Genomic DNA, 23,993 nt, shown 5'->3' on the forward strand with positions numbered 1-23,993 from the left:
GCGAGGGCTTTATGGCTCGTACTACTCCGATTAGCCGCTACCGTAACATCGGTATCGTTGCTCACGTGGATGCTGGTAAAACCACCACCACCGAGCGCGTACTGTTTTACACCGGCAAAAGTCACAAAATGGGCGAGGTGCATGATGGCGCCGCGACCACAGACTGGATGGTTCAGGAGCAGGAGCGTGGTATTACCATTACTTCTGCTGCTATTACCGCCTTCTGGAAAGGTTCCGAGAAGCAGTACAAGGATGAGCACCGCTTCAACGTAATCGATACCCCGGGCCACGTAGACTTCACCATTGAAGTTGAGCGTTCCCTGCGCGTACTCGACGGCGCTGTCGTTGTGTTCTGTGGTACTTCGGGTGTTGAGCCTCAGTCGGAAACCGTATGGCGTCAAGCCAACAAATACGGCGTTCCACGTCTTGTTTACGTAAACAAGATGGACCGTGCTGGTGCCAACTTCCTGCGCGTGATCGGTCAGATCAAGCAGCGTCTGGGTCACACCCCGGTGCCAATCCAATTGGCCATCGGTTCCGAAGACAACTTCCAGGGTCAGATCGATCTGATCAACATGGAAGCTGTTTATTGGAATGACGCTGACAAAGGTATGGTCCCTGTTCGCAAGCCTATCCCTGCAGAACTGCAGGAACTGGCTGACGAATGGCGCAATAACATGGTTGAGGCTGCTGCCGAAGCCAGCGAAGAGCTGATGAACAAGTACCTCGAAGGTGAAGAACTCACCAACGCGGAAATCAAGGCCGCTCTGCGTCAGCGTACTATCGCTGGTGAGATCGTCTTGGCTGTTTGCGGTTCTTCCTTCAAGAACAAGGGTGTTCCCCTGGTTCTCGACGCCGTTATCGACTACCTGCCTGCCCCAACTGACATTCCTGCTATCAAGGGTACCAACCCTGATAACGAGGAAGAAGAGATGGAGCGTCACGCCGATGACAGCGAGCCGTTCTCGGCTCTGGCGTTCAAGATCGCTACTGACCCATTCGTGGGTACTTTGACCTTCGTCCGCGTTTACTCGGGCGTGTTGGCCTCCGGCGACGGCGTGATCAACTCGGTTAAAGGCAAGAAAGAGCGCGTGGGTCGTATGGTGCAAATGCACGCAAACGCCCGTGAAGAGATCAAGGAAGTACGCGCTGGTGACATCGCGGCCCTGATCGGCATGAAGGACGTCACCACTGGTGAGACTTTGTGCGACGCTGCTAAGCCAATCATCCTGGTTCGCATGGACTTCCCGGAGCCGGTTATTTCGGTTGCCGTTGAGCCTAAGACCAAGGATGACCAGGAAAAAATGGGTATCGCTCTGGGCAAACTTGCTCAGGAAGATCCATCTTTCCGCGTCAAGACTGATGAAGAGACTGGTCAAACGATCATCTCCGGCATGGGCGAGTTGCACCTGGACATCCTGGTTGACCGGATGCGCCGTGAGTTCAACGTCGAAGCCAACATCGGTAAGCCTCAGGTTTCCTATCGTGAGCGCATCACGAAGAACTGTGAAATCGAAGGCAAGTTCGTTCGTCAGTCCGGCGGTCGTGGTCAGTTCGGTCACTGCTGGATCCGTTTTGCTCCTGCTGACGAAGGTCAGGAAGGTCTGCAATTCGTGAACGAAGTAGTTGGTGGTGTTGTTCCTAAGGAATACATCCCGGCTATCCAGAAGGGTATCGAAGAGCAGATGAAGAACGGTGTTGTTGCCGGCTATCCGCTGATCGGCCTGAAAGCAACCGTTTTTGACGGTTCTTACCACGACGTCGACTCCAACGAGATGGCGTTTAAGGTGGCTGCTTCCATGGCAACCAAGCAACTGGCCCAGAAGGGCGGTGGTGAGTTGCTTGAGCCAATCATGGCGGTAGAAGTTGTTACACCTGAAGACTATATGGGTGATGTCATGGGCGACCTTAACCGTCGTCGCGGCATGATCTTGGGTATGGAAGACACGGTTTCCGGCAAAGTGATTCGCGCCGAGGTTCCGTTGGGTGAGATGTTCGGTTACGCGACCGACGTTCGCTCCATGTCCCAGGGTCGCGCAAGCTACTCTATGGAATTCAAAAAATACAACACAGCTCCGGCGCACATCGCTGAAACTGTATCCAAAAAACAAGGCTGATTCAGTCCTTTAGGCAAGGAGTTAATTGTCGTGGCTAAAGAAAAATTTGATCGTTCCCTACCGCACGTAAACGTTGGCACCATCGGCCACGTTGACCACGGTAAAACCACTCTGACCGCTGCTCTGACTCGCGTCTGCTCCGAAGTTTTCGGTTCGGCTCGTGTTGACTTCGACAAGATCGACAGCGCACCAGAAGAAAAAGCTCGTGGTATCACCATCAACACCGCGCACGTTGAGTACAACTCGACTATTCGTCACTACGCTCACGTTGACTGCCCAGGTCACGCTGACTACGTGAAGAACATGATCACTGGTGCTGCCCAGATGGACGGCGCGATCCTGGTTTGCTCGGCCGCTGATGGTCCGATGCCACAAACCCGTGAGCACATCCTGCTGTCCCGTCAGGTAGGCGTTCCGTACATCGTGGTTTTCCTGAACAAGGCTGACCTGGTAGACGACGCTGAGCTGCTGGAACTGGTTGAGATGGAAGTGCGCGATCTGCTGAGCACTTACGACTTCCCAGGCGACGACACTCCGATCATCATCGGTTCTGCTCGTATGGCTCTGGAAGGTAACGACGAAAACGAAATGGGCACCACTGCCGTTCGTAAACTGGTTGAAACTCTGGACACCTACATCCCAGAACCAGTTCGTCTGACCGACAAGCCGTTCCTGATGCCAATCGAAGACGTATTCTCGATCTCCGGTCGCGGTACTGTTGTGACTGGTCGTATCGAGCGCGGTATCGTTCGCGTTCAAGATCCACTGGAAATCGTTGGTCTGCGTGACACCACCGTCACCACCTGCACCGGTGTTGAAATGTTCCGCAAACTGCTCGACGAAGGTCGTGCTGGCGAGAACTGCGGCGTTCTGCTGCGTGGTACCAAGCGTGACGACGTTGAGCGTGGCCAGGTTCTGGTTAAGCCGGGTTCGGTTAAGCCGCACACCAAGTTCACCGCAGAAGTTTACGTTCTGAGCAAAGAAGAAGGCGGCCGTCATACTCCGTTCTTCAAAGGCTACCGTCCACAGTTCTACTTCCGTACTACTGACGTGACTGGTAACTGCGAACTGCCAGAAGGCGTTGAAATGGTAATGCCAGGCGATAACATTCAAATGACTGTTACCCTGATCAAAACCATCGCGATGGAAGACGGTCTGCGCTTCGCAATCCGCGAAGGCGGCCGTACCGTTGGTGCTGGCGTTGTAGCTAAAATCATCGAGTAATTATCTCTTCTGAGATAGCTCGATTTTTTGATAAGGCCCCCGCTTAGCGGGGGCCTTTTTTATTGGGTTGACACCTATCTGGGGCGTCTATAGAATTGCGCCTCCTTTTAACGGGCGTATTGCGCTCGCTGGGAATAGCAGCCGGAGTCTGAAATCCAATGCAAAATCAGCAAATCCGTATCAGGTTGAAGGCTTTTGACCATCGCCTGATCGACCAATCCACCCAGGAAATCGTGGAAACCGCGAAGCGTACTGGTGCTCAAGTGCGTGGTCCAATTCCACTGCCTACCCGTAAAGAGCGGTTCACCGTTCTGGTCTCCCCGCACGTCAACAAAGACGCGCGTGACCAGTACGAGATCCGTACTCATAAGCGCGTACTGGACATCGTCCAGCCAACGGATAAAACCGTTGATGCACTTATGAAGCTCGATCTGGCGGCCGGTGTGGAAGTACAGATCAGCCTCGGCTAAGACTTGGGTCTTAGTCGTGTAACGCTCTGAAATGGGCGGCCATAGCGGGTGAAAGCCCCGTACACTCATGAGGTTTACAACATGACTATTGGTGTAGTCGGTCGTAAATGCGGTATGACCCGTATTTTCACCGAAGAAGGTGTCTCCATTCCGGTCACGGTCATTGAGATCGAGCCGAATCGCGTCACCCAGTTCAAAACTGAAGAAACCGATGGCTATCGTGCAGTGCAAGTCACTGTCGGCGAGCGTCGTGCTTCGCGCGTGACTGCTGCTCAAGCAGGTCACTTCGCTAAAGCAAACGTTGCAGCTGGTCGCACTGTTATGGAGTTCCGTCTCGAAGACGGCGACTACCAGGCTGGCGATCTGATCAACGCTGAAATCTTCGCCGCTGGTCAACTGGTTGATGTAACCGGTCAGTCCAAAGGTAAAGGCTTCCAGGGTACGATCAAGCGTTGGAATTTCCGTGGCCAAGACAACACTCACGGTAACTCCGTTTCCCACCGCGTCCCGGGCTCTATTGGCCAGTGCCAGACTCCTGGTCGTGTATTCAAGGGCAAAAAAATGTCCGGTCATATGGGCGCTGAGCGCGTGACCGTGCAGTCCCTCGAAGTAGTGCGCGTCGACGCTGAACGCAATCTGTTGTTGGTCAAGGGTGCTGTTCCTGGCGCTACTGGCGGCAACCTGGTTGTACGTCCAGCGGCCAAGGCTCGCGGTTAAGGGGAAGCTGACATGCAATTAAATGTAAATGACGCTCAAGCGATCGAAGTTTCCGAACTGACATTTGGCGGCGAATTCAACGAGACGCTGGTTCACCAAGCAGTCGTGGCCTACATGGCCGGCGGCCGTCAAGGTAGCAAGCAGCAAAAGACCCGTTCCGACGTACGTGGTGGCGGTAAGCGCCCTTGGCGTCAGAAAGGTACTGGCCGTGCTCGTGCCGGTACTATCCGTAGCCCAATCTGGCGTGGCGGCGGTACCACTTTCGCAGCTCGTCCACAGGATCACTCTCAGAAGCTCAACAAGAAGATGTATCGCGCAGCACTGCGCTCCATCCTTGCTGAGCTCGTGCGTACTGATCGTCTGGTTGTGGTTCAGGACTTCGCTGTTGAAAGCCCGAAAACCAAAGATCTGCTGGGCAAGCTGAACAACATGAGCCTGACCGACGTTTTGATCGTGTCTGAAGCTGTTGATCAGAACCTGTACCTGGCTGCTCGCAACCTGCCACACGTTGATGTACGTGACGTGCAAGGTTCCGATCCAGTTAGTCTGATCGCATACGACAAGGTGTTGATCACCGTGTCGGCCGTGAAGAAATTCGAGGAGCTGCTGGGATGAACCAGGAACGCGTATTTAAAGTTCTGCTTGGCCCGCACGTTTCCGAAAAGGCTACGGTTCTGGCTGACAAGAAAGGCCAGTTCGTTTTCAAGGTTGCAACCGATGCAACCAAGCTGGAAATCAAGAAGGCCGTCGAAAGCCTGTTCAGCGTGAAAGTAGAGCGTGTTACTACCCTGAATGTTCTGGGTAAGAGCAAGCGCACTGCTCGCGGTCTGGGCAAGCGTAATGACTGGAAGAAGGCAGTTATCTCCCTTCAGCCAGGCCAAGATCTCGATTTCAGCAGCAGTGCTGAGTAAGGAAGGGGTGCATCATGGCAATCGTTAAATGCAAACCGACTTCCCCTGGCCGCCGTTTTGTGGTCAAGGTGGTCAACCAGGAGCTGCATAAAGGCGCTCCTCACGCACCGCTGCTCGAGAAGAAATCGAAGTCTGGTGGTCGTAACAACAATGGTCGTATTACCACTCGTCACATCGGTGGTGGCCATAAGCAGCATTATCGTCTGGTCGACTTCCGTCGCAACGACAAAGATGGCATCGCTGCCACTGTCGAGCGTATCGAATACGATCCAAACCGTACTGCTCACATCGCTCTGCTGCTGTACGCAGATGGCGAGCGTCGCTACATCATCGCCCCTAAAGGCGTGAGCGCTGGCGACCAGCTGATCGCAGGTGCCCTGGCACCGATCAAGCCGGGCAACGCTCTGCAACTGCGTAACATTCCAGTTGGTAGCACCGTACACGGCATCGAATTGAAGCCAGGTAAAGGCGCGCAAATCGCTCGTTCCGCTGGTGCTTCGGCTCAGCTGATCGCTCGTGAAGGTGTCTACGTGACCCTGCGTCTGCGTTCTGGTGAGATGCGTAAAGTGCTGGCTGAATGCCGCGCGACCCTGGGTGAAGTCTCGAACTCCGAGCACAGCCTGCGTTCGCTGGGTAAAGCTGGTGCCAAACGCTGGCGTGGCGTTCGCCCAACCGTTCGTGGTGTTGCCATGAACCCGGTTGACCACCCACACGGTGGTGGTGAAGGTCGTACCTCTGGTGGTCGTCATCCGGTATCGCCATGGGGCTTCCCGACTAAGGGCGCGAAGACTCGTGGTAATAAGCGTACCGACAAAATGATCGTCCGTCGTCGCAAGTAAATAGAGGGATACGACAGTGCCACGTTCTCTGAAAAAAGGTCCTTTTATTGATCTTCACCTACTGAAGAAGATCGAAGTGGCGGCGGAAAAGAACGATCGCAAACCAGTTAAGACCTGGTCGCGTCGTTCGATGATCCTGCCACAAATGGTCGGTCTGACCATCGCAGTACACAACGGTCGTCAACACGTCCCAGTTCTCGTTAACGAAGACATGGTCGGCCACAAACTAGGCGAGTTTGCCGGTACCCGCACTTATCGTGGGCACGTGGCAGACAAGAAAGCCAAGCGTTAAGGGGTAAGGAAATGGAAGTAGCCGCTAAGTTGTCGGGCGCTCGAATCTCCGCCCAGAAAGCCCGCTTGGTCGCCGACCAGATCCGCGGGAAGAAGGTGGGCGAAGCGCTCAACCTGTTGGCTTTCAGCAGTAAGAAAGCCGCCGAGATCATGAAGAAAGTGCTGGAGTCGGCCGTAGCCAACGCCGAGCATAACGAAGGCGCAGACGTTGATGACCTGAAGGTCAGCACCGTTTTCGTCAACGAAGGGCGTTCGCTGAAGCGCATCATGCCACGTGCCAAAGGCCGTGCTGATCGCATCGTCAAGCGGTCTTGCCATATCACTGTCAAGGTTGCTGACAAGTAACGGAGTCGAAGAGATGGGTCAGAAAGTACATCCCATTGGCATTCGCCTGGGAATCGTCAAGGAGCACACCTCCGTCTGGTACGCAGACGGTCGGACTTATGCGGACTACTTGTTCGCTGATCTGAAGGTGCGTGAGTATCTCCAAGACAAACTAAAAAGCGCGTCCGTAAGCCGTATCGATATCCATCGTCCGGCCCAAACTGCACGTATCACCATCCACACCGCTCGTCCAGGTATCGTTATCGGGAAGAAAGGTGAAGATGTTGAGAAACTGCGTCAGGACCTGACCAAGCAAATGGGTGTGCCTGTGCACATCAATATCGAAGAGATCCGCAAGCCGGAGCTCGACGGTATGCTGGTTGCGCAGAGCGTAGCTCAGCAGCTGGAGCGTCGCGTAATGTTCCGTCGCGCTATGAAGCGCGCCGTACAGAACGCCATGCGCATTGGTGCCAAAGGCATCAAAATCCAAGTGAGCGGTCGTCTCGGCGGTGCTGAAATCGCACGTACTGAATGGTATCGCGAAGGTCGTGTGCCACTGCACACCCTGCGTGCCGACATCGACTATGCCAACTACGAAGCTCACACCACTTACGGTGTGATCGGTGTAAAGGTTTGGATCTTCAAAGGCGAAGTAATTGGTGGTCGCCAAGAAGAACTGAAACCACAAGCACCAGCGCCTCGTAAAAAAGCTGCTAAGTAAGGGGTACGCCAAATGTTGCAACCTAAGCGTACGAAGTTCCGCAAGCAGATGACAGGCCACAACCGTGGTCTGGCTCAGCGCGGTAGCAAAGTCAGCTTCGGCGAGTTCGCGCTGAAGTCTGTAGCTCGTGGTCGTCTCACCGCTCGTCAGATCGAGTCAGCGCGTCGTGCTCTGACCCGTCACGTAAAACGTGGCGGCAAGATCTGGATCCGTGTATTCCCGGACAAGCCGATCTCCAAAAAACCTCTCGAGGTTCGGATGGGTAAAGGTAAGGGTAACGTGGAATACTGGGTAGCCCAGATTCAGCCAGGCAAAGTCCTGTATGAAATCGAGGGTGTTTCTGAAGAGCTGGCGCGTGAGGCTTTCGCCCTGGCTGCTGCAAAGCTGCCGCTCGCCACCTCCTTTGTTAAACGGACGGTGATGTGATGAAAGCGAATGAACTTCGTGAAAAATCCGCACAGCAGCTGAACGAGCAACTGCTCGGCCTGCTGCGCGACCAGTTCAATCTGCGTATGCAGAAAGCAACTGGCCAGTTGGGGCAGTCTCATCTGCTCTCGCAAGTTAAGCGTGACATCGCTCGCGTGAAGACTGTGCTCAACCAGCAGGCAGGTAAGTGATCATGGCTGAAGCCGAAAAGACTGTCCGTACGCTGACTGGCCGTGTTGTCAGCGACAAGATGGACAAAACCATCACCGTTTTGATCGAGCGTCGCGTTAAGCACCCGATCTACGGTAAATATGTTAAGCGTTCGACTAAGCTGCACGCGCACGACGAAACCAATCAGTGCCACATCGGCGACAAAGTCACTATTCGTGAAACTCGTCCGCTGGCCAAGACCAAGTCTTGGGCACTGGTTGATGTTCTCGAACGCGCTGTGGAAGTCTAAGGACTAGGGGTCGGAGAAATTATATGATTCAGACTCAATCCATGCTCGATGTGGCCGATAACAGCGGCGCTCGCCGTGTTATGTGCATCAAGGTGCTGGGTGGCTCCCATCGTCGTTACGCTGGTATCGGTGACATCATCAAAGTTACCGTGAAGGAAGCAATTCCTCGCGGTAAGGTGAAAAAAGGCCAAGTGATGACTGCTGTTGTAGTCCGCACTCGTCACGGCGTACGCCGTGCAGATGGCTCCATTATCCGCTTTGATGGCAACGCTGCTGTTCTTCTGAACAACAAGCAAGAGCCGATCGGCACCCGTATCTTTGGGCCAGTGACCCGTGAACTTCGTACTGAGAAGTTCATGAAGATCGTCTCGCTCGCCCCAGAAGTGCTGTAAGGAGATCCGACATGCAAAAGATTCGTCGTGACGACGAGATCATCGTGATCGCCGGCAAAGACAAAGGTAAGCGCGGTAAGGTGCTGAAGGTTCTCGCTGACGACCGTCTGGTCGTTGGTGGTCTGAACCTGGTCAAGCGTCATACCAAGCCTAACCCGATGTCGGGCGTACAGGGCGGTATCGTCGAGAAAGAAGCGCCACTGCACGCTTCTAACGTCGCCATCTTCAACGGCGAAACCAACAAGGCTGATCGTGTTGGTTTCAAAGTAGAAGACGGTAAGAAAATTCGTGTCTTCAAGTCGACCCAAAAAGCGGTTGATGCTTGAACACTGCTAGGTAGATAAGACCATGGCACGACTACAAGAGATTTACCGGAAGGAAATCGCCCCCAAGCTTAAGGAAGAACTTAAGCTCGGGAACGTGATGGAAGTTCCGCGCGTTACCAAAATCACCCTGAACATGGGTCTGGGCGAAGCGATCGGCGACAAAAAAGTCATCGAGCACGCTGTTGCTGACCTGGAAAAGATCACCGGTCAAAAGGTCGTTGTGACTTACGCTCGGAAATCCATCGCTGGCTTTAAAGTCCGTGAAGGTTGGCCGATCGGCGTCAAAGTGACCCTGCGCCGTGAGCGTATGTACGAATTCCTGGATCGTCTGCTGTCGATCTCCCTGCCTCGGGTTCGCGACTTCCGCGGCCTGAATGCCAAGTCCTTCGATGGTCGTGGTAACTACAGCATGGGCGTGAAAGAGCAGATCATCTTCCCGGAAATCGACTACGACAAGATCGATGCTCTCCGCGGTCTGGACATCACCCTGACCACCACTGCCAAGAACGATGATGAAGGCCGCGCTCTGCTGCGTGCATTCAAATTCCCGTTCCGCAACTGATTGGAGTAGGACCATGGCCAAGATGAGCATGAAAAACCGCGAGCTGAAGCGTCAGCTCACGGTTGCCAAGTACGCCAAGAAGCGTGCAGCACTGAAAGCGATCATCGTTGATCTGAACGCAAGTCCAGAAGCGCGTTGGGAAGCTACAGTTGCTCTGCAGAAGCAGCCACGTGACGCAAGCGCTTCGCGCATGCGTAACCGCTGCCGCCTGACCGGTCGTCCACACGGCGTTTACCGCAAGTTCGGCCTCGGCCGTAACAAACTGCGTGAAGCGGCAATGCGTGGTGACGTACCAGGTCTGGTTAAAGCCAGCTGGTAAGTACGTTCAGCGTCCAGGTGGGAGGTATCGCAAGATACTGACCACCGGTGACCTTGAATCTGGAACAAGCCCCTTTTGGGGCTTGTTTCATTTCCGGAGTGTGTCTAGAATACCCGGCTCGCCTGAGCCCGTGTTTTCTATGCTCGGAGATTCTCGGCGACATATGTAGCCGCAAGGCTAATTTTTTTGTATTAGGAGCGTCTAGCCCATGAGTATGCAGGACCCGTTAGCGGACATGCTAACTCGTATCCGTAATGCCCAGATGGCTGAAAAGTCCGTCGTAAGCATGCCATCTTCCAAGTTGAAGGTAGCTGTTGCCAAAGTCCTGAAAGACGAAGGCTACATTGCGGGTTATCAGATCAGCAGCGAAACCAAGCCACTGCTGTCCATCGAGCTGAAGTACTTCGAAGGCCGTTCGGTCATCGAGGAAGTGAAGCGCGTTAGCCGTCCAGGCCTGCGTCAGTACAAGTCCGCTGAGGATCTGCCGAAAGTTCGTGGCGGTCTTGGCGTGTCTATCGTCTCCACCAACAAAGGTGTGATGACGGATCGTGCTGCGCGCGCTGCCGGTGTCGGCGGCGAAGTTCTTTGCACTGTGTTCTAAGGGGGGATAAGCATGTCTCGCGTCGCTAAGAACCCCGTTAAGCTGCCAGCCGGTGTCGAAGTCAAATTCGCAGGCCAACAGCTTTCGGTGAAGGGTGCCAAGGGTACTCTTGAACTGAACATCCATTCGTCCGTTGAGATCGTTGAAGAAGCTGGTGAGCTGCGTTTCGCTGCTCGCAATGGCGATCAACAAACTCGCGCAATGGCCGGTACCACGCGTGCGTTGGTAAACAACATGGTCCAAGGCGTAAGCCAAGGCTTCGAGCGTAAGCTCCAGCTGGTCGGTGTTGGTTACAAAGCGCAAGCAAAAGGCACGGTTTTGAACCTGGCCCTTGGCTTCTCGCACCCAGTGGATTACGAACTGCCGGAAGGCATCACCGCTGAGACTCCTAGCCAGACCGATATCCTGATCAAGGGCATCGATAAGCAGCTGGTAGGTCAAGTGGCTGCTGAGATCCGCGACTTCCGTCCACCAGAGCCGTACAAAGGCAAAGGTGTGCGCTACGCGGACGAAGTCGTCCGTCGTAAAGAAGCCAAGAAGAAGTAGGGCATAGCAAATGACCGACAAAAAAGTTACTCGACTGCGTCGCGCTCGCAAAGCACGCCTGAAAATGCACGAACTCGAAGTCGTGCGTCTCTGCGTGTTCCGCTCGTCGCAGCACATCTACGCCCAGGTCATCTCGGCCGACGGCAACAAAGTCCTGGCAAGCGCCTCGACTTTGGATAAAGAACTGCGTGATGGTGCCACTGGCAACATCGACGCGGCCACAAAGGTTGGCCAGCTGGTCGCTACGCGTGCTAAGGCCGCTGGCGTCTCGCAAGTGGCTTTCGACCGCTCTGGCTTCAAGTACCACGGCCGCGTTAAAGCGCTGGCTGATGCTGCTCGTGAAGCTGGGCTGGAGTTCTAAGTTATGTCAAATAACGACCAAAAGCGCGACGAAGGCTACATTGAGAAGCTGGTTCAAGTTAACCGCGTAGCCAAAACCGTTAAAGGCGGCCGTATCTTCACTTTCACCGCGTTGACCGTGGTGGGTGATGGTAAAGGGCGCGTTGGCTTCGGCCGTGGCAAGTCGCGTGAAGTGCCTGCTGCGATCCAGAAGGCAATGGAAGCTGCTCGTCGCAACATGATCCAAGTTGATCTGAACGGCACCACGCTGCAGTACGCAATGAAGTCCGCTCATGGCGCTTCGAAGGTGTACATGCAGCCTGCTTCTGAAGGTACCGGTATCATCGCTGGCGGCGCTATGCGTGCTGTCCTCGAAGTTGCTGGCGTTCAGAACGTTCTGGCCAAGTGCTACGGCTCGACTAACCCGGTAAACGTGGTTCACGCCACTTTCAAAGGTTTGAAAGCTATGCAATCCCCTGAATCCATTGCCGCCAAGCGTGGCAAAAGCGTCCAGGAGATCTTCTGATCATGGCTACCGTTAAAGTAACGCTGATCAAAAGCATGACCGGCCGCATCCCTAACCACAAACTGTGCGTTAAAGGTCTGGGTCTGCGTCGCATCGGTCACACTGTAGAAGTCCAGGATACTCCCGAGAATCGCGGGATGATCAACAAGGCTTACTACATGCTGCGTGTAGAGGGTTAATCGATGAAACTCAATGATCTGAGTCCAGCGCCGGGTTCCCGTCGCGAAAAGCATCGTCCGGGCCGTGGTATCGGTAGCGGTTTGGGTAAGACTGGTGGCCGTGGCCACAAAGGTCAAACCTCCCGCTCCGGTGGCACCATTGCTCCAGGCTTTGAAGGCGGTCAACAGCCGCTGCATCGTCGCCTGCCTAAGTTCGGTTTCGTTTCCCTGAAAGCCATGGACCGCGCAGAAGTGCGTCTGTCCGAGCTGGCCAAAGTGGAAGGCGACATCGTTACTGTGCAGACCCTGAAAGATGCCAACGTGATCAACGTCAACGTACAGCGTGTGAAAATCATGCTGTCCGGTGAAGTGACTCGCGCTGTCACTATCGGCAAGGGAATCGGCGCCACCAAAGGTGCGCGTTCGGCTATCGAAGCAGCTGGCGGCAAGTTCGAGGAATAAATGGCTAAGCAAGGTGCTCTCTCAGCGCTCGGCAAAGGCGGTATGTCTGAACTTTGGGCTCGTCTGCGTTTTCTGTTCCTGGCGATTATCGTCTACCGAATAGGCGCACACATCCCGGTTCCAGGTATCAACCCGGACCGACTCGCAGACCTGTTTCGACAGAATGAGGGGACCATTCTTAGCTTGTTCAACATGTTTTCCGGCGGCGCGCTGGAACGGATGAGCATCTTTGCACTGGGGATCATGCCGTACATTTCGGCATCGATCATCATGCAGCTGATGACCGCCGTCAGCCCGCAGCTGGAGCAGTTGAAGAAGGAAGGTGAAGCTGGCCGTCGCAAGATTAGCCAGTACACCCGCTACGGCACTGTCATCCTCGCCCTGGTTCAAGCTATCGGCATGTCCGTTGGCCTGGCAGGGCAGGGTGTTGCGTTCACTGGTGACTTTGGCTTCCATTTCGTCGCGGTATCCACTTTTGTGGCTGGTGCGATGTTCATGATGTGGCTGGGTGAGCAGATTACTGAGCGTGGTGTTGGCAACGGTATCTCGATGTTGATTTTCGCAGGTATCGTCGCCGGTCTTCCGAGAGCAATCGGGCAGTCTTTCGAGTCTGCGCGTCAGGGTGATATCAATATTTTCGCCCTGGTTGCCATCGGTTTGCTGGCAGTAGCGATTATCGGTTTTGTGGTGTTCATTGAGCGTGGCCAGCGTCGTATTGCTGTTCACTACGCCAAGCGTCAGCAGGGCCGTAAGGTCTTTGCTGCGCAGACCAGCCACTTGCCGCTGAAAGTGAATATGGCCGGTGTTATTCCGGCAATTTTCGCGAGCAGCATTTTGCTGTTTCCGGCTTCGTTGGGTACCTGGTTTGGTCAGTCTGAAAATATGGGCTGGCTGCAGGACCTCTCTCAGTCGATCGCTCCTGGTCAGCCGTTGAATATTCTGCTGTTTAGTGCAGGGATTATTTTCTTCTGCTTCTTCTATACGGCGTTGATGTTCAATCCGAAAGACGTAGCGGAAAACCTGAAGAAGTCCGGTGCCTTTATTCCGGGTATTCGTCCAGGTGAGCAGTCTGCACGCTACATTGATGGCGTTCTGACTCGTTTGACCCTGTTCGGTGCTCTATATATGACGGCCGTGTGCTTGTTGCCCCAGTTCCTGGTGGTTGCAGCAAACGTTCCGTTCTACCTTGGCGGGACCTCGTTGCTGATCGTGGTCGTGGTTGTGATGGACTTCATGTCCCAAGTACAATCGCACCTCGTTTCGCACCAGTACGAATCCCTGATGAAGAAAGCCAACCTGAAGGGCTACGGCAGCGGCATGTTGCGCTGAGTACCCCATAAGGTTCGAGGAGTTGGTGATGAAAGTTCGTGCATCGGTGAAAAAGCTGTGCCGTAACTGCAAGATTATTCGCCGCGAAGGTGTTGTTCGAGTAATTTGCAGCGCGGAACCGCGTCACAAACAGCGCCAAGGCTGAGTGTGATCCGCTTGAAGCCCGGCAGCTAGTGCGCTGCCGGGTTGATTATTTGTTATTACAGCGATATTATCTCGCGCCCTATTTCTTGGCTTCCGGGGCGTAGGTAGCTGTCAATTGGAGTCCCACTGAATGGCCCGTATTGCAGGCGTTAACATTCCAGATAACAAGCACACTGTTATCTCGCTGACCTACATCTATGGTGTTGGTCGCACTACTGCGCAGAAAATTTGCGCAGTTGCTGGGGTAAACCCAGCCGCTAAGATCAAGGATCTGAGCGACGAGCAGATTGAACAGCTGCGTGGCGAAGTGGCGAAGTTCACCACTGAAGGTGACCTGCGTCGCGAAATCAACATGAAAATCAAGCGTTTGATGGACCTCGGTTGCTATCGCGGTCTGCGTCATCGTCGTGGTCTTCCAGTACGCGGTCAGCGTACCAAGACTAACGCGCGTACCCGTAAAGGTCCGCGTAAGCCGATCCGCAAGTAATCGCCCCAGCGAATCGACAGGAAAATTATCATGGCAAAACCTGCTGCTCGTCCTCGTAAAAAAGTTAAAAAGACAGTGGTTGATGGCATCGCCCACATCCATGCTTCTTTTAACAACACCATCGTGACCATCACCGACCGTCAAGGTAACGCGCTTTCTTGGGCTACCTCCGGTGGTTCGGGTTTCCGCGGTTCCCGCAAGTCCACCCCGTTTGCTGCTCAAGTAGCTGCTGAACGTGCTGGTCAAGCTGCGCTGGAATACGGCCTGAAAAACCTCGACGTTAACGTCAAAGGTCCAGGTCCAGGTCGTGAGTCTGCTGTCCGTGCTTTGAACGGCTGTGGCTATAAGATCGCCAGCATCACCGACGTGACGCCAATCCCGCACAACGGGTGCCGTCCGCCGAAGAAGCGCCGCGTGTAATCCAGGAGATTGTAAAGAATGGCTCGTTACATTGGTCCAAAATGCAAACTCGCTCGTCGCGAAGGCACCGATCTCTTCCTGAAGAGCGGCGTGCGCGCGATCGAATCGAAGTGCAACATTGAAGCAGCACCTGGTATCCACGGCCAACGCCGCGGTCGCCAGTCCGATTACGGCACCCAACTGCGTGAAAAGCAGAAGGTCCGTCGTATCTACGGCGTTCTCGAGCGTCAGTTCAGCGGCTACTACAAAGAAGCTGCTGGCAAGAAAGGTGCAACCGGTGAAAACCTGCTGCAACTGCTCGAATGCCGTCTGGACAACGTTGTATACCGTATGGGCTTTGGTTCGACTCGTGCCGAATCCCGTCAGCTGGTATCGCACAAGTCGATCAGCGTTAACGGTCAGACCGTAAACGTTCCGTCCTACCAGGTTCGTGCTGGTGACGTGGTCGCAGTTCGCGAGAAAGCAAAAAACCAACTTCGCATTGTCCAAGCTCTCGATCTGTGTGCCCAACGTGGCCGCGTAGAATGGGTAGAAGTAGACACTGAGAAGAAGTCGGGCGTTTTCAAGAACGTTCCTGCTCGCAGTGATCTGTCCGCCGACATCAACGAAAGCCTGATTGTCGAGCTCTACTCCAAGTAAGGGCTAGAAAATAGGTGCATCCATGCAGATTTCGGTAAATGAGTTCCTGACACCCCGCCACATTGATGTGCAGGTTGTCAGTCCAACCCGCGCCAAGATCACTCTCGAGCCTCTCGAGCGTGGTTTTGGCCACACCCTGGGCAACGCGCTGCGCCGCATCCTGTTGTCCTCAATGCCCGGCTGTGCAGTAGTCGAGGCCGAGATTGACGGTGTGCTCCACGAGTACAGCGCCATCGAAGGTGTACAGGAAGACGTAATTGAAATCCTGTTGAACCTTAAAGGTCTGGCTATCAAGCTGCACGGCCGTGACGAAGTTACGCTGACCTTGTCGAAGAAGGGTTCGGGGGTGGTTACCGCTGCCGATATTCAGCTGGATCATGATGTCGAGATCGTTAACCCCGATCACGTAATCGCTAACCTGGCGTCTAACGGCGCCCTGAACATGAAGCTCACCGTAGCTCGTGGTCGTGGTTATGAACCGGCCGACTCGCGTCAGAGCGATGAAGACGAAAGCCGCAGCATTGGTCGCTTGCAGCTTGACTCTTCGTTCAGCCCGGTTCGCCGTATCGCATACGTGGTGGAAAACGCCCGTGTCGAGCAGCGTACTAACCTGGACAAGCTGGTTATTGATCTGGAAACCAACGGTACTCTGGATCCTGAAGAGGCTATCCGCCGCGCTGCAACCATTCTGCAACAGCAGTTGGCTGCGTTCGTCGACCTCAAAGGTGACAGCGAACCAGTGGTAATCGAGCAGGAAGACGAGATCGATCCGATCCTGCTTCGCCCGGTTGACGATCTGGAACTGACTGTACGTTCGGCTAACTGCCTTAAGGCGGAAAACATTTACTACATCGGCGACCTGATTCAGCGTACCGAAGTAGAACTGTTGAAGACTCCGAACCTGGGCAAGAAATCCTTGACTGAAATCAAGGACGTTCTGGCCTCCCGCGGTCTGTCCCTCGGCATGCGCCTCGACAACTGGCCGCCTGCAAGTCTTAAGAAGGACGACAAGGCGACTGCCTGATCGTCGTAATCACCGAACGTGAGTTTGGTAAGGAATGAACCATGCGTCATCGTAAAAGTGGTCGTCACCTGAGCCGTACCAGCTCGCACCGCAAGGCCATGTTCCAAAACATGGCGGTGTCGCTGTTCGAGCACGAGCTGATCAAAACTACACTGCCGAAAGCTAAAGAACTGCGTCGCGTTGCTGAGCCGCTGATTACTTTGGCCAAGACAGACAGCCTGGCTAACCGCCGTCTGGCTTTCGACCGTACTCGTTCGAAAGCTATCGTTGGTAAGCTCTTCAACGACCTGGGCAAGCGTTACGCTACCCGTGAGGGTGGCTACCTGCGCATCCTCAAGTGCGGTTTCCGCGCTGGCGACAACGCGCCTATGGCGTACGTCGAGTTGGTTGATCGTGCTACTGCTGGCGAAGCTGTAAGCGCCGAGTAAGTCGACAAGCTGTAACGAAGAACCGGGCCTAGTGCCCGGTTTTTTGTGCCCGTAATAAAAGCGCCACGTGTACAAGCTTTCGTCAGGTCAAGATTGGCACTATGAATGAAGGGATTGTCGGTAGTTTTTCTCTATTGATGTCTGCAATTTAATGAATTTGTAGACGTCATGTTGATGATCGATACTTCCTCCAAGCCGATAGCCGGCAGTTCCAAGTCCGACCTGAGGAAAATTGAGCATGAGCCAGAACAAAATCCTTACTACTGCCAGTGGCGCGCCCGTTGCGGATAACCAGAATTCCCGTTCCGCCGGCCCTCGTGGCCCGCTGCTTCTTGACGACTTTCACCTGATCGAGAAGCTTGCCCATTTCAACCGTGAGAACATCCCTGAGCGTCGCGTACACGCCAAAGGCTCGGGTGCTTACGGTACATTCACCGTGACAAAAGACATTACTCAATACACCAGCGCCAAACTGTTCGAGTCTATTGGCAAGCAAACCCCAACCTTCCTGCGGTTTTCCACGGTAGGCGGCGAGCGTGGTTCGGCTGACACCGAGCGCGATCCGCGTGGTTTCGCCCTGAAGTTCTACACCGAAGAAGGCAACTGGGACATCGTGGGTAACAACACGCCGGTATTCTTCATTCGCGATCCATTGAAGTTCCCTGACTTCATCCACACGCAGAAGCGTCTGCCGCAAAGCAACTTGAAAAGCGCGCAGATGATGTGGGACTTCTGGTCGCACTCCCCTGAGGCGCTGCACCAGGTCACCATCCTGTTTTCGGACCGTGGCATCCCCGATGGCTACCGTCACATGCACGGCTTCGGCAGCCATACCTACAGCCTGATCAACGCCAAGGGCGAGCGTCACTGGGTGAAGTGGCACTACAAGACCAAGCAAGGCATCAAGAACCTGGCGCCTGCCGAGGCTGCACGCCTGGCCGGGACCGATCCTGATTACGCCCAGCGCGACTTGTTCGGTGCAATCGAGCGCGGTGATTTCCCGAAATGGCGCGTCTGCATCCAGATCATGACTGAAGCCCAGGCAAACGCTCACTATGAGAACCCTTTCGACGTGACCAAGACCTGGTCGCAGAAGGAGTTTCCGCTGATCGAAGTGGGTGAGCTGGAGCTCAATCGCAATCCGCAGAACTATTTCGCCGAAGTGGAACAAGCTGCGTTCGGTCCGAGCAACATGGTGCCAGGTGTTGGCTTGTCGCCAGACCGCATGCTGCAGGGGCGTGTGTTCGCGTACGCAGATGCCCACCGCTACCGCGTCGGCACGAATCACCAGCAACTGCCGGTGAATGCCCCGCGTAGCCCGGTAAATAGCTACCAGCGTGACGGCTCGATGGCATTCGGCAGCAACGGTGGTGCGGCGCCCAACTATGAGCCCAACAGCTACAGTGACGCACCGAAGCAAGCGCCGCAGTACGCTGAGCCTGCCCTGGCGCTGAGCGGTGCCGCGGATCGCTACGATCACCGCGAAGACACCGATTACTACAGCCATGCAGGTGCGCTGTTCCGCCTGATGAATGATGAGCAGAAAGCATTGCTCACCAGTAACATCGCCGGTGCAATGTCCGGGGTTTCCAGCGATGTGGTTCAGCGTCAATTGCAGCACTTCTACAAGGCAGACCCTGCTTATGGAGAAGCAATCGCAAAGGCACTGGGTGTATCGCTTAACTAACTCTAAACGATAAGCAGAACCGCCCTCATTTGGGCGGTTTTTGCGTTATTTCAGCTACTTTTCTCCGGAAATCTTCACTTTTCTGCCGTTGATCCCGTGACCTATAGGTCAGCATGGTTCAAACTACAGGCTTTCAAGCAGGGAGATGTAGGGCGATGCAAGGTCACCCCGACGTAATCGATTACCTCAACACGTTGCTGACGGGCGAACTGGCAGCTCGTGACCAATATTTCATCCACTCGCGTATGTACGAAGACTGGGGCTTTACCGAGCTCTACGAGCGTATCAACCACGAAATGGAAGAAGAGGCACAGCACGCCGACGCTCTGATGCGACGTATCCTGATGCTCGAAGGCACGCCACGTATGCGGCCCGACGATCTGGATGTGGGCACCACGGTGCCTGACATGCTCGCTGCCGATCTTCGCCTCGAGTACAAGGTCCGTGCCGCCCTCTGCAAAGGCATCGAGCTTTGCGAGCAGCACAACGACTACGTCACCCGGGAAATCCTGCGGGTGCAGTTGAACGATACCGAAGAAGATCACACCTACTGGCTGGAAAAACAGCTGGGCCTGATCAAGCTGATCGGCCTGGAGAACTACCTGCAATCGCAGTTCTGATTTCCGGCTACAAAAAAGCCCCTGTCATCTTGAAGTGACAGGGGCTTTTTATTGGGCCCGGGAAGGTCAGGCCTGATCGCGCGCCAGCAGCGGTTTCAAGTAGTAACCGGTGTGGGACTGTGGCATCTCGGAGACCTGCTCCGGCGTCCCCACTGCAATGATCTGGCCGCCCTTGGAGCCGCCTTCCGGTCCCAGGTCTACCAGCCAGTCGGCGGTCTTGATCACATCCAGGTTGTGCTCGATCACTACCACGGTGTTGCCGTGGTCCCGCAGGCGGTGCAGCACGTCCAGCAGTTGCTGGATATCCGCGAAGTGCAGGCCGGTGGTTGGCTCATCGAGGATATACAAGGTCTTGCCTGTATCGCGTTTGGACAGCTCGCGCGACAACTTCACCCGCTGCGCTTCACCGCCGGACAGGGTGGTCGCCGATTGCCCCAGCTTGATATACGACAGGCCCACATCCATCAGTGTCTGCAGCTTGCGCGCCAACGCCGGGACGGCGTCGAAGAACACCCGGGCTTCCTCGATGGTCATCTCGAGGGTTTCGTGGATGCTCTTGCCCTTGTATTTGATCTCCAGGGTTTCGCGGTTATAGCGCTTGCTCTTGCACACATCGCATGGCACGTAGATGTCCGGCAGGAAGTGCATCTCGACCTTGATCAAGCCATCGCCCTGGCAGGCCTCGCAGCGGCCACCCTTGACGTTGAACGAGAACCGGCCCGGCCCGTAGCCCCGCGAGCGGGACTCCGGTACACCGGCGAACAGCTCGCGAATCGGCGTGAACAGCCCTGTATAGGTTGCCGGATTGGAGCGCGGTGTACGGCCAATCGGGCTCTGGTCGATATCGACCACCTTGTCCAGGTGTTCCAGGCCCTTGATGCTGTCGTGCGCCGCAGCTTCCAGCGTAGTTGCGCCATTCAGGGCGGTGGCACTCAGCGGGAACAGCGTGTTGTTGATCAGCGTCGACTTGCCCGAGCCGGACACGCCGGTCACGCAGGTCAGCAGGCCCAAGGGGATTTCCAGGTCCACGTTGCGCAGGTTGTTGCCACGCGCTCCCTTGAGGTGCAGCGCGAGCTTCTTGTTGCGCGGAGTGCGCTTGGCCGGCACTTCAATCTTCACGCGGCCAGACAAGTATTTGCCGGTCAGCGAGTCCGGGTGGGCCATGACTTCGGCAGGTGTGCCTTCAGCGACGATATGTCCGCCATGCACACCCGCACCCGGGCCAATGTCGACGACATAATCCGCCAGGCGGATCGCGTCTTCATCGTGCTCGACCACGATCACCGTGTTGCCGATATCCCGCAGGTGCTTCAGCGTACCCAGGAGGCGATCGTTGTCGCGCTGATGCAGGCCAATCGACGGTTCATCAAGGATATACAGCACGCCCACGAGGCCTGCACCGATCTGGCTGGCCAGTCGAATCCGCTGGGCCTCACCGCCGGACAAGGTATCGGCGCTGCGATCCAGCGACAGGTAGTCCAGGCCCACGTTAACCAGGAACTGCAGGCGCTCGCGGATTTCCTTGAGGATCTTGTCGGCAATTTCCCCGCGGCGTCCGGTCAGCTTCAGTACGCCAAAGTATTCACAGGCATCGCCGATTGGCAGGTTGGTCACCGCCGGCAGGGTCTTCTCGCCGACCCAAACATGCCGGGCCTCACGGCGCAGGCGCGTGCCACGGCAATCCGGGCACGGCTGGGTGCTGAGGAATTTCGCCAGCTCCTCGCGCACGCTTGCCGACTCGGTCTCGCGGTAACGGCGTTCCAGGTTCGGCACGATGCCTTCGAACGGGTGCGAGCGCTTGACGATGTCGCCACGGTCGTTCAGGTACTTGAAGTCGACGTTCTGCGAACCACTGCCGTTGAGAATGACCTTCTGCTGGTCGACCGGCAGTTGGTTGAAGGGCACTTCAAGACTGAACTTATAGTGGGAGGCCAACGACCCGAGCATCTGGAAGTAATAGACGTTGCGCCTGTCCCAGCCGCGTATCGCCCCTTCCGCCAGTGTCAGTTCGCCATTCACCAGGCGCTTGATGTCGAAGAATTGCTTCACGCCCAGGCCATCACAGGTCGGGCAGGCGCCGGCCGGGTTGTTGAAGGAAAACAGCTTGGGTTCCAGCTCGCTGATGGCGTGGCCACAGATCGGGCAGGCGAAGCGCGCGGAGAAGATGATCTCTTCGCCTGGCTCGTCGTCCATCGGCGCGACCAGGGCGATGCCATCGGCCAGCTTCAGCGCGGTCTCGAACGACTCCGCCAAACGCTGCTGCAGGTCGGCGCGCACTTTGAAGCGGTCGACCACCACATCGATCGAGTGCTTCTTCTGCTTGTCGAGCTTGGGCGCTTCGTCCAGCTCATAGAGCTTGCCATTGATGCGCGCGCGTACAAAACCTTGCGCACGCAGCTCTTCGAAGACCGAAAGGTGTTCACCCTTGCGCTCGCGGATCACCGGTGCCAGCAGCATCAGCTTCGCGCCTTCCGGCTGCGCCAGCACCAGGTCGACCATCTGGCTGACGGTCTGGGCCTCCAGCGGAATGTCGTGGTCCGGGCAGCGTGGAATACCTACTCGCGCGTAGAGCAGGCGCAGGTAGTCGTAGATTTCGGTAATGGTGCCCACAGTGGAGCGTGGGTTATGGGAGGTCGACTTCTGTTCTATGGAGATCGCCGGCGACAGGCCTTCAATGGTGTCGACGTCTGGTTTTTCCATCATCGACAGGAACTGGCGGGCGTAGGCCGACAGCGACTCCACATAGCGGCGCTGGCCTTCGGCATACAGCGTGTCGAACGCCAGGGACGATTTGCCGGAGCCGGACAGGCCGGTGATGACGATCAGTTTGTCCCGGGGCAGGGTCAGGTCGATGTTCTTCAGGTTGTGGGTTCTAGCCCCACGAATCAGGATCTTGTCCAAGATGGCCTCGCACGGCGGTGCGTAAATAATGCCGGAGTATACGGCTAAAGACTGGATGAATATACACTGTCAAAAGTCCGCTTGCAGCCTTGCATGAAAGCTGCGCGGCAAACCGCCGCATATACCCTCTCAATCGATGGGACTGGTAGAATCGCCGCCGGTTCACACGAGGTTTTTCCATGCACGATCCCCACAGCGAACGCATGAGTAGCGGCGAGACCCGAGCAGCAAGCGGTCTGGCCCTGGTGTTCGCCTTCCGTATGCTTGGCATGTTCATGGTGTTGCCGGTGCTGGCGACCTATGGGATGGACCTCGCAGGCGCGACCCCCGCATTGATCGGCCTGGCGATTGGCGCCTATGGCCTGACCCAGGCAATTTTCCAGATTCCTTTCGGGATCATTTCCGACCGCATCGGCCGTCGCCCGGTGATTTACCTGGGGCTGATCGTGTTCGCCCTCGGCAGTGTGCTCGCGGCCCAGTCCGATTCGATCTGGGGCGTGATCGCCGGACGAATCCTGCAAGGCGCCGGGGCAATTTCCGCCGCTGTCATGGCGCTGTTGTCGGACCTGACCCGCGAGCAACACCGCACCAAGGCCATGGCCATGATCGGCATGACCATCGGTCTGTCCTTCGCCGTGGCGATGGTGGTCGGCCCCTTGCTGACGCGTGCCTTCGGTTTGCACGGGCTGTTCCTGGCCACTGGCGGCATGGCGTTGTTCGGTATCGTGATCGTGGCCTTTATGGTGCCGCGCTCGACCGGCACCCTGCAGCACCGTGAATCGGGTGTCGCACGCAAGGCGTTATTACCGACGCTCAAGCACCCGGACCTGTTGCGCCTGGATTTAGGTATCTTCGTATTGCACGCGATGCTGATGTGCAGCTTCGTCGCCTTGCCTCTCGCACTGGTGGAAAAAGCCGGTCTGCCCAAGGAGCAGCACTGGTGGGTCTACCTGACAGCGCTGCTGGTTTCGTTCTTCGCCATGATCCCGTTCATCATCTACGGCGAGAAGAAACGCAAAATGAAACGAGTTTTGCTCGGCGCCGTCACGACGCTGATGCTCACTGAGCTATTCTTCTGGCAGTTCGGCGACAGCCTGCGGGCCCTGGTAATCGGCACGGTGGTGTTCTTCACCGCGTTCAACCTGCTGGAGGCCTCGCTGCCGTCGCTGATCAGTAAAGTTTCACCGGCCGGGGGCAAGGGCACTGCGATGGGGGTGTATTCCACCAGCCAGTTCCTGGGTTCCGCACTGGGCGGCATCATGGGCGGCTGGATGTTCCAGCATGGCGGTTTGTCGGTTGTGTTCCTCGGATGCGCCGGGCTGGCTGCACTTTGGCTGGCCTTTGCTGTTACCATGCGCGAACCTCCCTACGTCACAAGTCTGCGTTTGCCGCTGTCGCCAGAGGCGATCCGTGAAAGCGGTCTGGTAGAGCGCCTGAAGGCCGTCGTAGGGGTAACAGATGCAGTCGTGGTCGCTGAAGAGGCGGCCATTTACATCAAACTGGACACCGAATTATTGGATCGCGCGACGCTCGAGCAACTGGTCAACCCAGTGCCGACAGCGCGCCCAGCCTAGGAGAACGTT

34 protein-coding genes are annotated in these 23,993 nt (G+C 55.8%); 33 read left to right on the forward strand and 1 reads right to left on the reverse strand.

The window, feature by feature from the left end:
• Nucleotides 1–11 precede the first annotated feature (11 nt).
• From fusA to bfr, 32 genes are all read left to right on the forward strand, one after another.
• Complete coding sequence (fusA, locus tag BBG20_RS29890; RefSeq protein WP_065909927.1) at nt 12–2,117, forward strand: elongation factor G; 2,106 nt, start codon at nt 12–14, stop codon at nt 2,115–2,117.
• Between the two features lie 30 nt (nt 2,118–2,147).
• Complete coding sequence (tuf, locus tag BBG20_RS29895) at nt 2,148–3,341, forward strand: elongation factor Tu (protein WP_025857206.1); 1,194 nt, start codon at nt 2,148–2,150, stop codon at nt 3,339–3,341.
• A gap of 158 nt (nt 3,342–3,499) precedes the next feature.
• Nucleotides 3,500–3,811 (forward strand): 30S ribosomal protein S10, encoded by a 312-nt coding sequence (rpsJ, locus tag BBG20_RS32180; protein ID WP_003186070.1) that lies wholly within the window; start codon nt 3,500–3,502, stop codon nt 3,809–3,811.
• Nucleotides 3,812–3,892: 81 nt separating this feature from the next.
• Nucleotides 3,893–4,528, forward strand: coding sequence for a 50S ribosomal protein L3 (gene rplC, locus BBG20_RS29900; RefSeq protein ID WP_003194649.1), 636 nt, complete (start codon nt 3,893–3,895; stop codon nt 4,526–4,528).
• A gap of 12 nt (nt 4,529–4,540) precedes the next feature.
• A complete protein-coding gene (gene rplD / locus BBG20_RS29905) occupies nt 4,541–5,143 on the forward strand; it encodes a 50S ribosomal protein L4 (RefSeq protein WP_003176424.1) in 603 nt (200 codons plus the stop codon).
• The gene (gene rplW, locus BBG20_RS29910; RefSeq protein ID WP_002555488.1) at nt 5,140–5,439 is read left to right on the forward strand and encodes a 50S ribosomal protein L23; all 300 of its coding nucleotides are present in this window, start codon (nt 5,140–5,142) and stop codon (nt 5,437–5,439) included. The genes rplD and rplW overlap by 4 nt, the downstream gene beginning before the upstream one ends.
• 14 nt (nt 5,440–5,453) lie before the next feature.
• On the forward strand, nt 5,454–6,278 hold the full coding sequence (gene rplB, locus BBG20_RS29915) for a 50S ribosomal protein L2 (protein ID WP_003186055.1): 825 nt from the start codon (nt 5,454–5,456) through the stop codon (nt 6,276–6,278).
• Nucleotides 6,279–6,294: 16 nt separating this feature from the next.
• Entirely contained in the window at nt 6,295–6,570 is a 276-nt protein-coding gene (gene rpsS, locus BBG20_RS32185) for a 30S ribosomal protein S19 (protein WP_002555486.1), read from the forward strand.
• Nucleotides 6,571–6,581: 11 nt separating this feature from the next.
• Nucleotides 6,582–6,914: a 50S ribosomal protein L22 gene (rplV, locus tag BBG20_RS29920; RefSeq protein WP_003103908.1), complete on the forward strand. Its 333-nt coding sequence runs from the start codon at nt 6,582–6,584 to the stop codon at nt 6,912–6,914.
• A 13-nt stretch (nt 6,915–6,927) separates the two neighbouring features.
• Entirely contained in the window at nt 6,928–7,614 is a 687-nt protein-coding gene (gene rpsC, locus BBG20_RS29925) for a 30S ribosomal protein S3 (protein ID WP_003176422.1), read from the forward strand.
• 12 nt (nt 7,615–7,626) lie between these two features.
• Nucleotides 7,627–8,040, forward strand: a complete 414-nt coding sequence (gene rplP, locus BBG20_RS29930; RefSeq protein WP_003176421.1) for a 50S ribosomal protein L16 — start codon at nt 7,627–7,629, stop codon at nt 8,038–8,040.
• Nucleotides 8,040–8,231 (forward strand): 50S ribosomal protein L29, encoded by a 192-nt coding sequence (gene rpmC, locus BBG20_RS29935; RefSeq protein WP_002555481.1) that lies wholly within the window; start codon nt 8,040–8,042, stop codon nt 8,229–8,231. Before rplP ends, rpmC begins: the two co-directional genes overlap by 1 nt.
• A 2-nt stretch (nt 8,232–8,233) precedes the next feature.
• The gene (gene rpsQ / locus BBG20_RS29940) at nt 8,234–8,500 is read left to right on the forward strand and encodes a 30S ribosomal protein S17 (RefSeq protein WP_003176419.1); all 267 of its coding nucleotides are present in this window, start codon (nt 8,234–8,236) and stop codon (nt 8,498–8,500) included.
• Between the two features lie 23 nt (nt 8,501–8,523).
• Entirely contained in the window at nt 8,524–8,892 is a 369-nt protein-coding gene (rplN, locus tag BBG20_RS29945) for a 50S ribosomal protein L14 (protein WP_002555479.1), read from the forward strand.
• Nucleotides 8,893–8,903: 11 nt separating this feature from the next.
• Nucleotides 8,904–9,218, forward strand: coding sequence for a 50S ribosomal protein L24 (rplX, locus tag BBG20_RS29950; RefSeq protein ID WP_007896770.1), 315 nt, complete (start codon nt 8,904–8,906; stop codon nt 9,216–9,218).
• Between the two features lie 22 nt (nt 9,219–9,240).
• Nucleotides 9,241–9,780, forward strand: coding sequence for a 50S ribosomal protein L5 (rplE, locus tag BBG20_RS29955; RefSeq protein WP_003194642.1), 540 nt, complete (start codon nt 9,241–9,243; stop codon nt 9,778–9,780).
• Nucleotides 9,781–9,793: 13 nt separating this feature from the next.
• The gene (gene rpsN, locus BBG20_RS29960; protein WP_003176414.1) at nt 9,794–10,099 is read left to right on the forward strand and encodes a 30S ribosomal protein S14; all 306 of its coding nucleotides are present in this window, start codon (nt 9,794–9,796) and stop codon (nt 10,097–10,099) included.
• 208 nt (nt 10,100–10,307) lie between these two features.
• A complete protein-coding gene (gene rpsH / locus BBG20_RS29965; RefSeq protein ID WP_010566853.1) occupies nt 10,308–10,700 on the forward strand; it encodes a 30S ribosomal protein S8 in 393 nt (130 codons plus the stop codon).
• A gap of 12 nt (nt 10,701–10,712) precedes the next feature.
• Nucleotides 10,713–11,246 carry a 50S ribosomal protein L6 gene (gene rplF / locus BBG20_RS29970; protein ID WP_003176412.1) on the forward strand — a complete coding sequence of 178 codons (534 nt, stop codon included), beginning with the start codon at nt 10,713–10,715 and terminating at the stop codon, nt 11,244–11,246.
• Nucleotides 11,247–11,256: 10 nt separating this feature from the next.
• A complete protein-coding gene (gene rplR / locus BBG20_RS29975) occupies nt 11,257–11,607 on the forward strand; it encodes a 50S ribosomal protein L18 (RefSeq protein WP_003186037.1) in 351 nt (116 codons plus the stop codon).
• A gap of 3 nt (nt 11,608–11,610) precedes the next feature.
• A complete protein-coding gene (gene rpsE, locus BBG20_RS29980; protein ID WP_010566852.1) occupies nt 11,611–12,111 on the forward strand; it encodes a 30S ribosomal protein S5 in 501 nt (166 codons plus the stop codon).
• 2 nt (nt 12,112–12,113) lie between these two features.
• On the forward strand, nt 12,114–12,290 hold the full coding sequence (gene rpmD, locus BBG20_RS29985) for a 50S ribosomal protein L30 (RefSeq protein ID WP_003176408.1): 177 nt from the start codon (nt 12,114–12,116) through the stop codon (nt 12,288–12,290).
• Between the two features lie 3 nt (nt 12,291–12,293).
• The gene (gene rplO / locus BBG20_RS29990; RefSeq protein ID WP_003176407.1) at nt 12,294–12,731 is read left to right on the forward strand and encodes a 50S ribosomal protein L15; all 438 of its coding nucleotides are present in this window, start codon (nt 12,294–12,296) and stop codon (nt 12,729–12,731) included.
• On the forward strand, nt 12,732–14,060 hold the full coding sequence (gene secY / locus BBG20_RS29995) for a preprotein translocase subunit SecY (protein ID WP_003176406.1): 1,329 nt from the start codon (nt 12,732–12,734) through the stop codon (nt 14,058–14,060).
• 28 nt (nt 14,061–14,088) lie between these two features.
• Entirely contained in the window at nt 14,089–14,205 is a 117-nt protein-coding gene (rpmJ, locus tag BBG20_RS32190; RefSeq protein ID WP_002555468.1) for a 50S ribosomal protein L36, read from the forward strand.
• A gap of 129 nt (nt 14,206–14,334) precedes the next feature.
• Nucleotides 14,335–14,691: a 30S ribosomal protein S13 gene (gene rpsM, locus BBG20_RS30000; protein ID WP_003194635.1), complete on the forward strand. Its 357-nt coding sequence runs from the start codon at nt 14,335–14,337 to the stop codon at nt 14,689–14,691.
• A 30-nt stretch (nt 14,692–14,721) separates the two neighbouring features.
• Nucleotides 14,722–15,111, forward strand: a complete 390-nt coding sequence (rpsK, locus tag BBG20_RS30005; RefSeq protein ID WP_002555466.1) for a 30S ribosomal protein S11 — start codon at nt 14,722–14,724, stop codon at nt 15,109–15,111.
• Between the two features lie 18 nt (nt 15,112–15,129).
• Nucleotides 15,130–15,750, forward strand: coding sequence for a 30S ribosomal protein S4 (rpsD, locus tag BBG20_RS30010; RefSeq protein ID WP_003176404.1), 621 nt, complete (start codon nt 15,130–15,132; stop codon nt 15,748–15,750).
• Nucleotides 15,751–15,772: 22 nt separating this feature from the next.
• Nucleotides 15,773–16,774: a DNA-directed RNA polymerase subunit alpha gene (locus BBG20_RS30015; RefSeq protein WP_003176403.1), complete on the forward strand. Its 1,002-nt coding sequence runs from the start codon at nt 15,773–15,775 to the stop codon at nt 16,772–16,774.
• A gap of 41 nt (nt 16,775–16,815) precedes the next feature.
• Nucleotides 16,816–17,202, forward strand: a complete 387-nt coding sequence (gene rplQ / locus BBG20_RS30020; RefSeq protein ID WP_003176402.1) for a 50S ribosomal protein L17 — start codon at nt 16,816–16,818, stop codon at nt 17,200–17,202.
• A 238-nt stretch (nt 17,203–17,440) separates the two neighbouring features.
• Nucleotides 17,441–18,889, forward strand: coding sequence for a catalase (locus BBG20_RS30025; protein WP_065909929.1), 1,449 nt, complete (start codon nt 17,441–17,443; stop codon nt 18,887–18,889).
• A gap of 155 nt (nt 18,890–19,044) precedes the next feature.
• Nucleotides 19,045–19,509: a bacterioferritin gene (gene bfr, locus BBG20_RS30030; RefSeq protein WP_003176400.1), complete on the forward strand. Its 465-nt coding sequence runs from the start codon at nt 19,045–19,047 to the stop codon at nt 19,507–19,509.
• Between the two features lie 66 nt (nt 19,510–19,575).
• Here the strand turns inward: bfr and uvrA are convergent, their stop codons facing one another.
• Nucleotides 19,576–22,410 (reverse strand): excinuclease ABC subunit UvrA, encoded by a 2,835-nt coding sequence (gene uvrA / locus BBG20_RS30035; protein WP_065909932.1) that lies wholly within the window; start codon nt 22,408–22,410, stop codon nt 19,576–19,578.
• 179 nt (nt 22,411–22,589) lie between these two features.
• On the opposite strand from uvrA, the gene BBG20_RS30040 reads away from it, so the two are divergent.
• Nucleotides 22,590–23,984, forward strand: a complete 1,395-nt coding sequence (locus BBG20_RS30040; protein ID WP_065909934.1) for an MFS transporter — start codon at nt 22,590–22,592, stop codon at nt 23,982–23,984.
• The last annotated feature ends 9 nt before the right edge of the window (nt 23,985–23,993 follow it).

It is taken from the genome of Pseudomonas aylmerensis (assembly GCF_001702265.1).
GTDB classification, from domain to species: Bacteria; Pseudomonadota; Gammaproteobacteria; order Pseudomonadales; family Pseudomonadaceae; genus Aquipseudomonas; species Aquipseudomonas aylmerensis.

What these genes read in the sequence shown, in the direction of transcription:
- rpmD (WP_003176408.1), top strand. Translation starts at nt 12,114, where the DNA reads ATGGCTACCGTTAAAGTAACGCTGATCAAAAGCATGACCGGCCGCATC.
- BBG20_RS30040 (WP_065909934.1), top strand. Translation starts at nt 22,590, where the DNA reads ATGCACGATCCCCACAGCGAACGCATGAGTAGCGGCGAGACCCGAGCA.
- rplF (WP_003176412.1), top strand. Translation starts at nt 10,713, where the DNA reads ATGTCTCGCGTCGCTAAGAACCCCGTTAAGCTGCCAGCCGGTGTCGAA.
- rplC (WP_003194649.1), top strand. Translation starts at nt 3,893, where the DNA reads ATGACTATTGGTGTAGTCGGTCGTAAATGCGGTATGACCCGTATTTTC.
- rpsM (WP_003194635.1), top strand. Translation starts at nt 14,335, where the DNA reads ATGGCCCGTATTGCAGGCGTTAACATTCCAGATAACAAGCACACTGTT.
- rpsH (WP_010566853.1), top strand. Translation starts at nt 10,308, where the DNA reads ATGAGTATGCAGGACCCGTTAGCGGACATGCTAACTCGTATCCGTAAT.
- rplV (WP_003103908.1), top strand. Translation starts at nt 6,582, where the DNA reads ATGGAAGTAGCCGCTAAGTTGTCGGGCGCTCGAATCTCCGCCCAGAAA.
- rpsJ (WP_003186070.1), top strand. Translation starts at nt 3,500, where the DNA reads ATGCAAAATCAGCAAATCCGTATCAGGTTGAAGGCTTTTGACCATCGC.
- rplQ (WP_003176402.1), top strand. Translation starts at nt 16,816, where the DNA reads ATGCGTCATCGTAAAAGTGGTCGTCACCTGAGCCGTACCAGCTCGCAC.
- rplP (WP_003176421.1), top strand. Translation starts at nt 7,627, where the DNA reads ATGTTGCAACCTAAGCGTACGAAGTTCCGCAAGCAGATGACAGGCCAC.
- rpsK (WP_002555466.1), top strand. Translation starts at nt 14,722, where the DNA reads ATGGCAAAACCTGCTGCTCGTCCTCGTAAAAAAGTTAAAAAGACAGTG.
- fusA (WP_065909927.1), top strand. Translation starts at nt 12, where the DNA reads ATGGCTCGTACTACTCCGATTAGCCGCTACCGTAACATCGGTATCGTT.
- rplO (WP_003176407.1), top strand. Translation starts at nt 12,294, where the DNA reads ATGAAACTCAATGATCTGAGTCCAGCGCCGGGTTCCCGTCGCGAAAAG.
- rpsE (WP_010566852.1), top strand. Translation starts at nt 11,611, where the DNA reads ATGTCAAATAACGACCAAAAGCGCGACGAAGGCTACATTGAGAAGCTG.
- rpmJ (WP_002555468.1), top strand. Translation starts at nt 14,089, where the DNA reads ATGAAAGTTCGTGCATCGGTGAAAAAGCTGTGCCGTAACTGCAAGATT.
- secY (WP_003176406.1), top strand. Translation starts at nt 12,732, where the DNA reads ATGGCTAAGCAAGGTGCTCTCTCAGCGCTCGGCAAAGGCGGTATGTCT.
- BBG20_RS30015 (WP_003176403.1), top strand. Translation starts at nt 15,773, where the DNA reads ATGCAGATTTCGGTAAATGAGTTCCTGACACCCCGCCACATTGATGTG.
- rplR (WP_003186037.1), top strand. Translation starts at nt 11,257, where the DNA reads ATGACCGACAAAAAAGTTACTCGACTGCGTCGCGCTCGCAAAGCACGC.
- rplE (WP_003194642.1), top strand. Translation starts at nt 9,241, where the DNA reads ATGGCACGACTACAAGAGATTTACCGGAAGGAAATCGCCCCCAAGCTT.
- rplX (WP_007896770.1), top strand. Translation starts at nt 8,904, where the DNA reads ATGCAAAAGATTCGTCGTGACGACGAGATCATCGTGATCGCCGGCAAA.
- rpsN (WP_003176414.1), top strand. Translation starts at nt 9,794, where the DNA reads ATGGCCAAGATGAGCATGAAAAACCGCGAGCTGAAGCGTCAGCTCACG.
- rplB (WP_003186055.1), top strand. Translation starts at nt 5,454, where the DNA reads ATGGCAATCGTTAAATGCAAACCGACTTCCCCTGGCCGCCGTTTTGTG.
- rpmC (WP_002555481.1), top strand. Translation starts at nt 8,040, where the DNA reads ATGAAAGCGAATGAACTTCGTGAAAAATCCGCACAGCAGCTGAACGAG.
- rplD (WP_003176424.1), top strand. Translation starts at nt 4,541, where the DNA reads ATGCAATTAAATGTAAATGACGCTCAAGCGATCGAAGTTTCCGAACTG.
- bfr (WP_003176400.1), top strand. Translation starts at nt 19,045, where the DNA reads ATGCAAGGTCACCCCGACGTAATCGATTACCTCAACACGTTGCTGACG.
- rplW (WP_002555488.1), top strand. Translation starts at nt 5,140, where the DNA reads ATGAACCAGGAACGCGTATTTAAAGTTCTGCTTGGCCCGCACGTTTCC.
- rpsC (WP_003176422.1), top strand. Translation starts at nt 6,928, where the DNA reads ATGGGTCAGAAAGTACATCCCATTGGCATTCGCCTGGGAATCGTCAAG.
- rpsD (WP_003176404.1), top strand. Translation starts at nt 15,130, where the DNA reads ATGGCTCGTTACATTGGTCCAAAATGCAAACTCGCTCGTCGCGAAGGC.
- rplN (WP_002555479.1), top strand. Translation starts at nt 8,524, where the DNA reads ATGATTCAGACTCAATCCATGCTCGATGTGGCCGATAACAGCGGCGCT.
- BBG20_RS30025 (WP_065909929.1), top strand. Translation starts at nt 17,441, where the DNA reads ATGAGCCAGAACAAAATCCTTACTACTGCCAGTGGCGCGCCCGTTGCG.
- rpsQ (WP_003176419.1), top strand. Translation starts at nt 8,234, where the DNA reads ATGGCTGAAGCCGAAAAGACTGTCCGTACGCTGACTGGCCGTGTTGTC.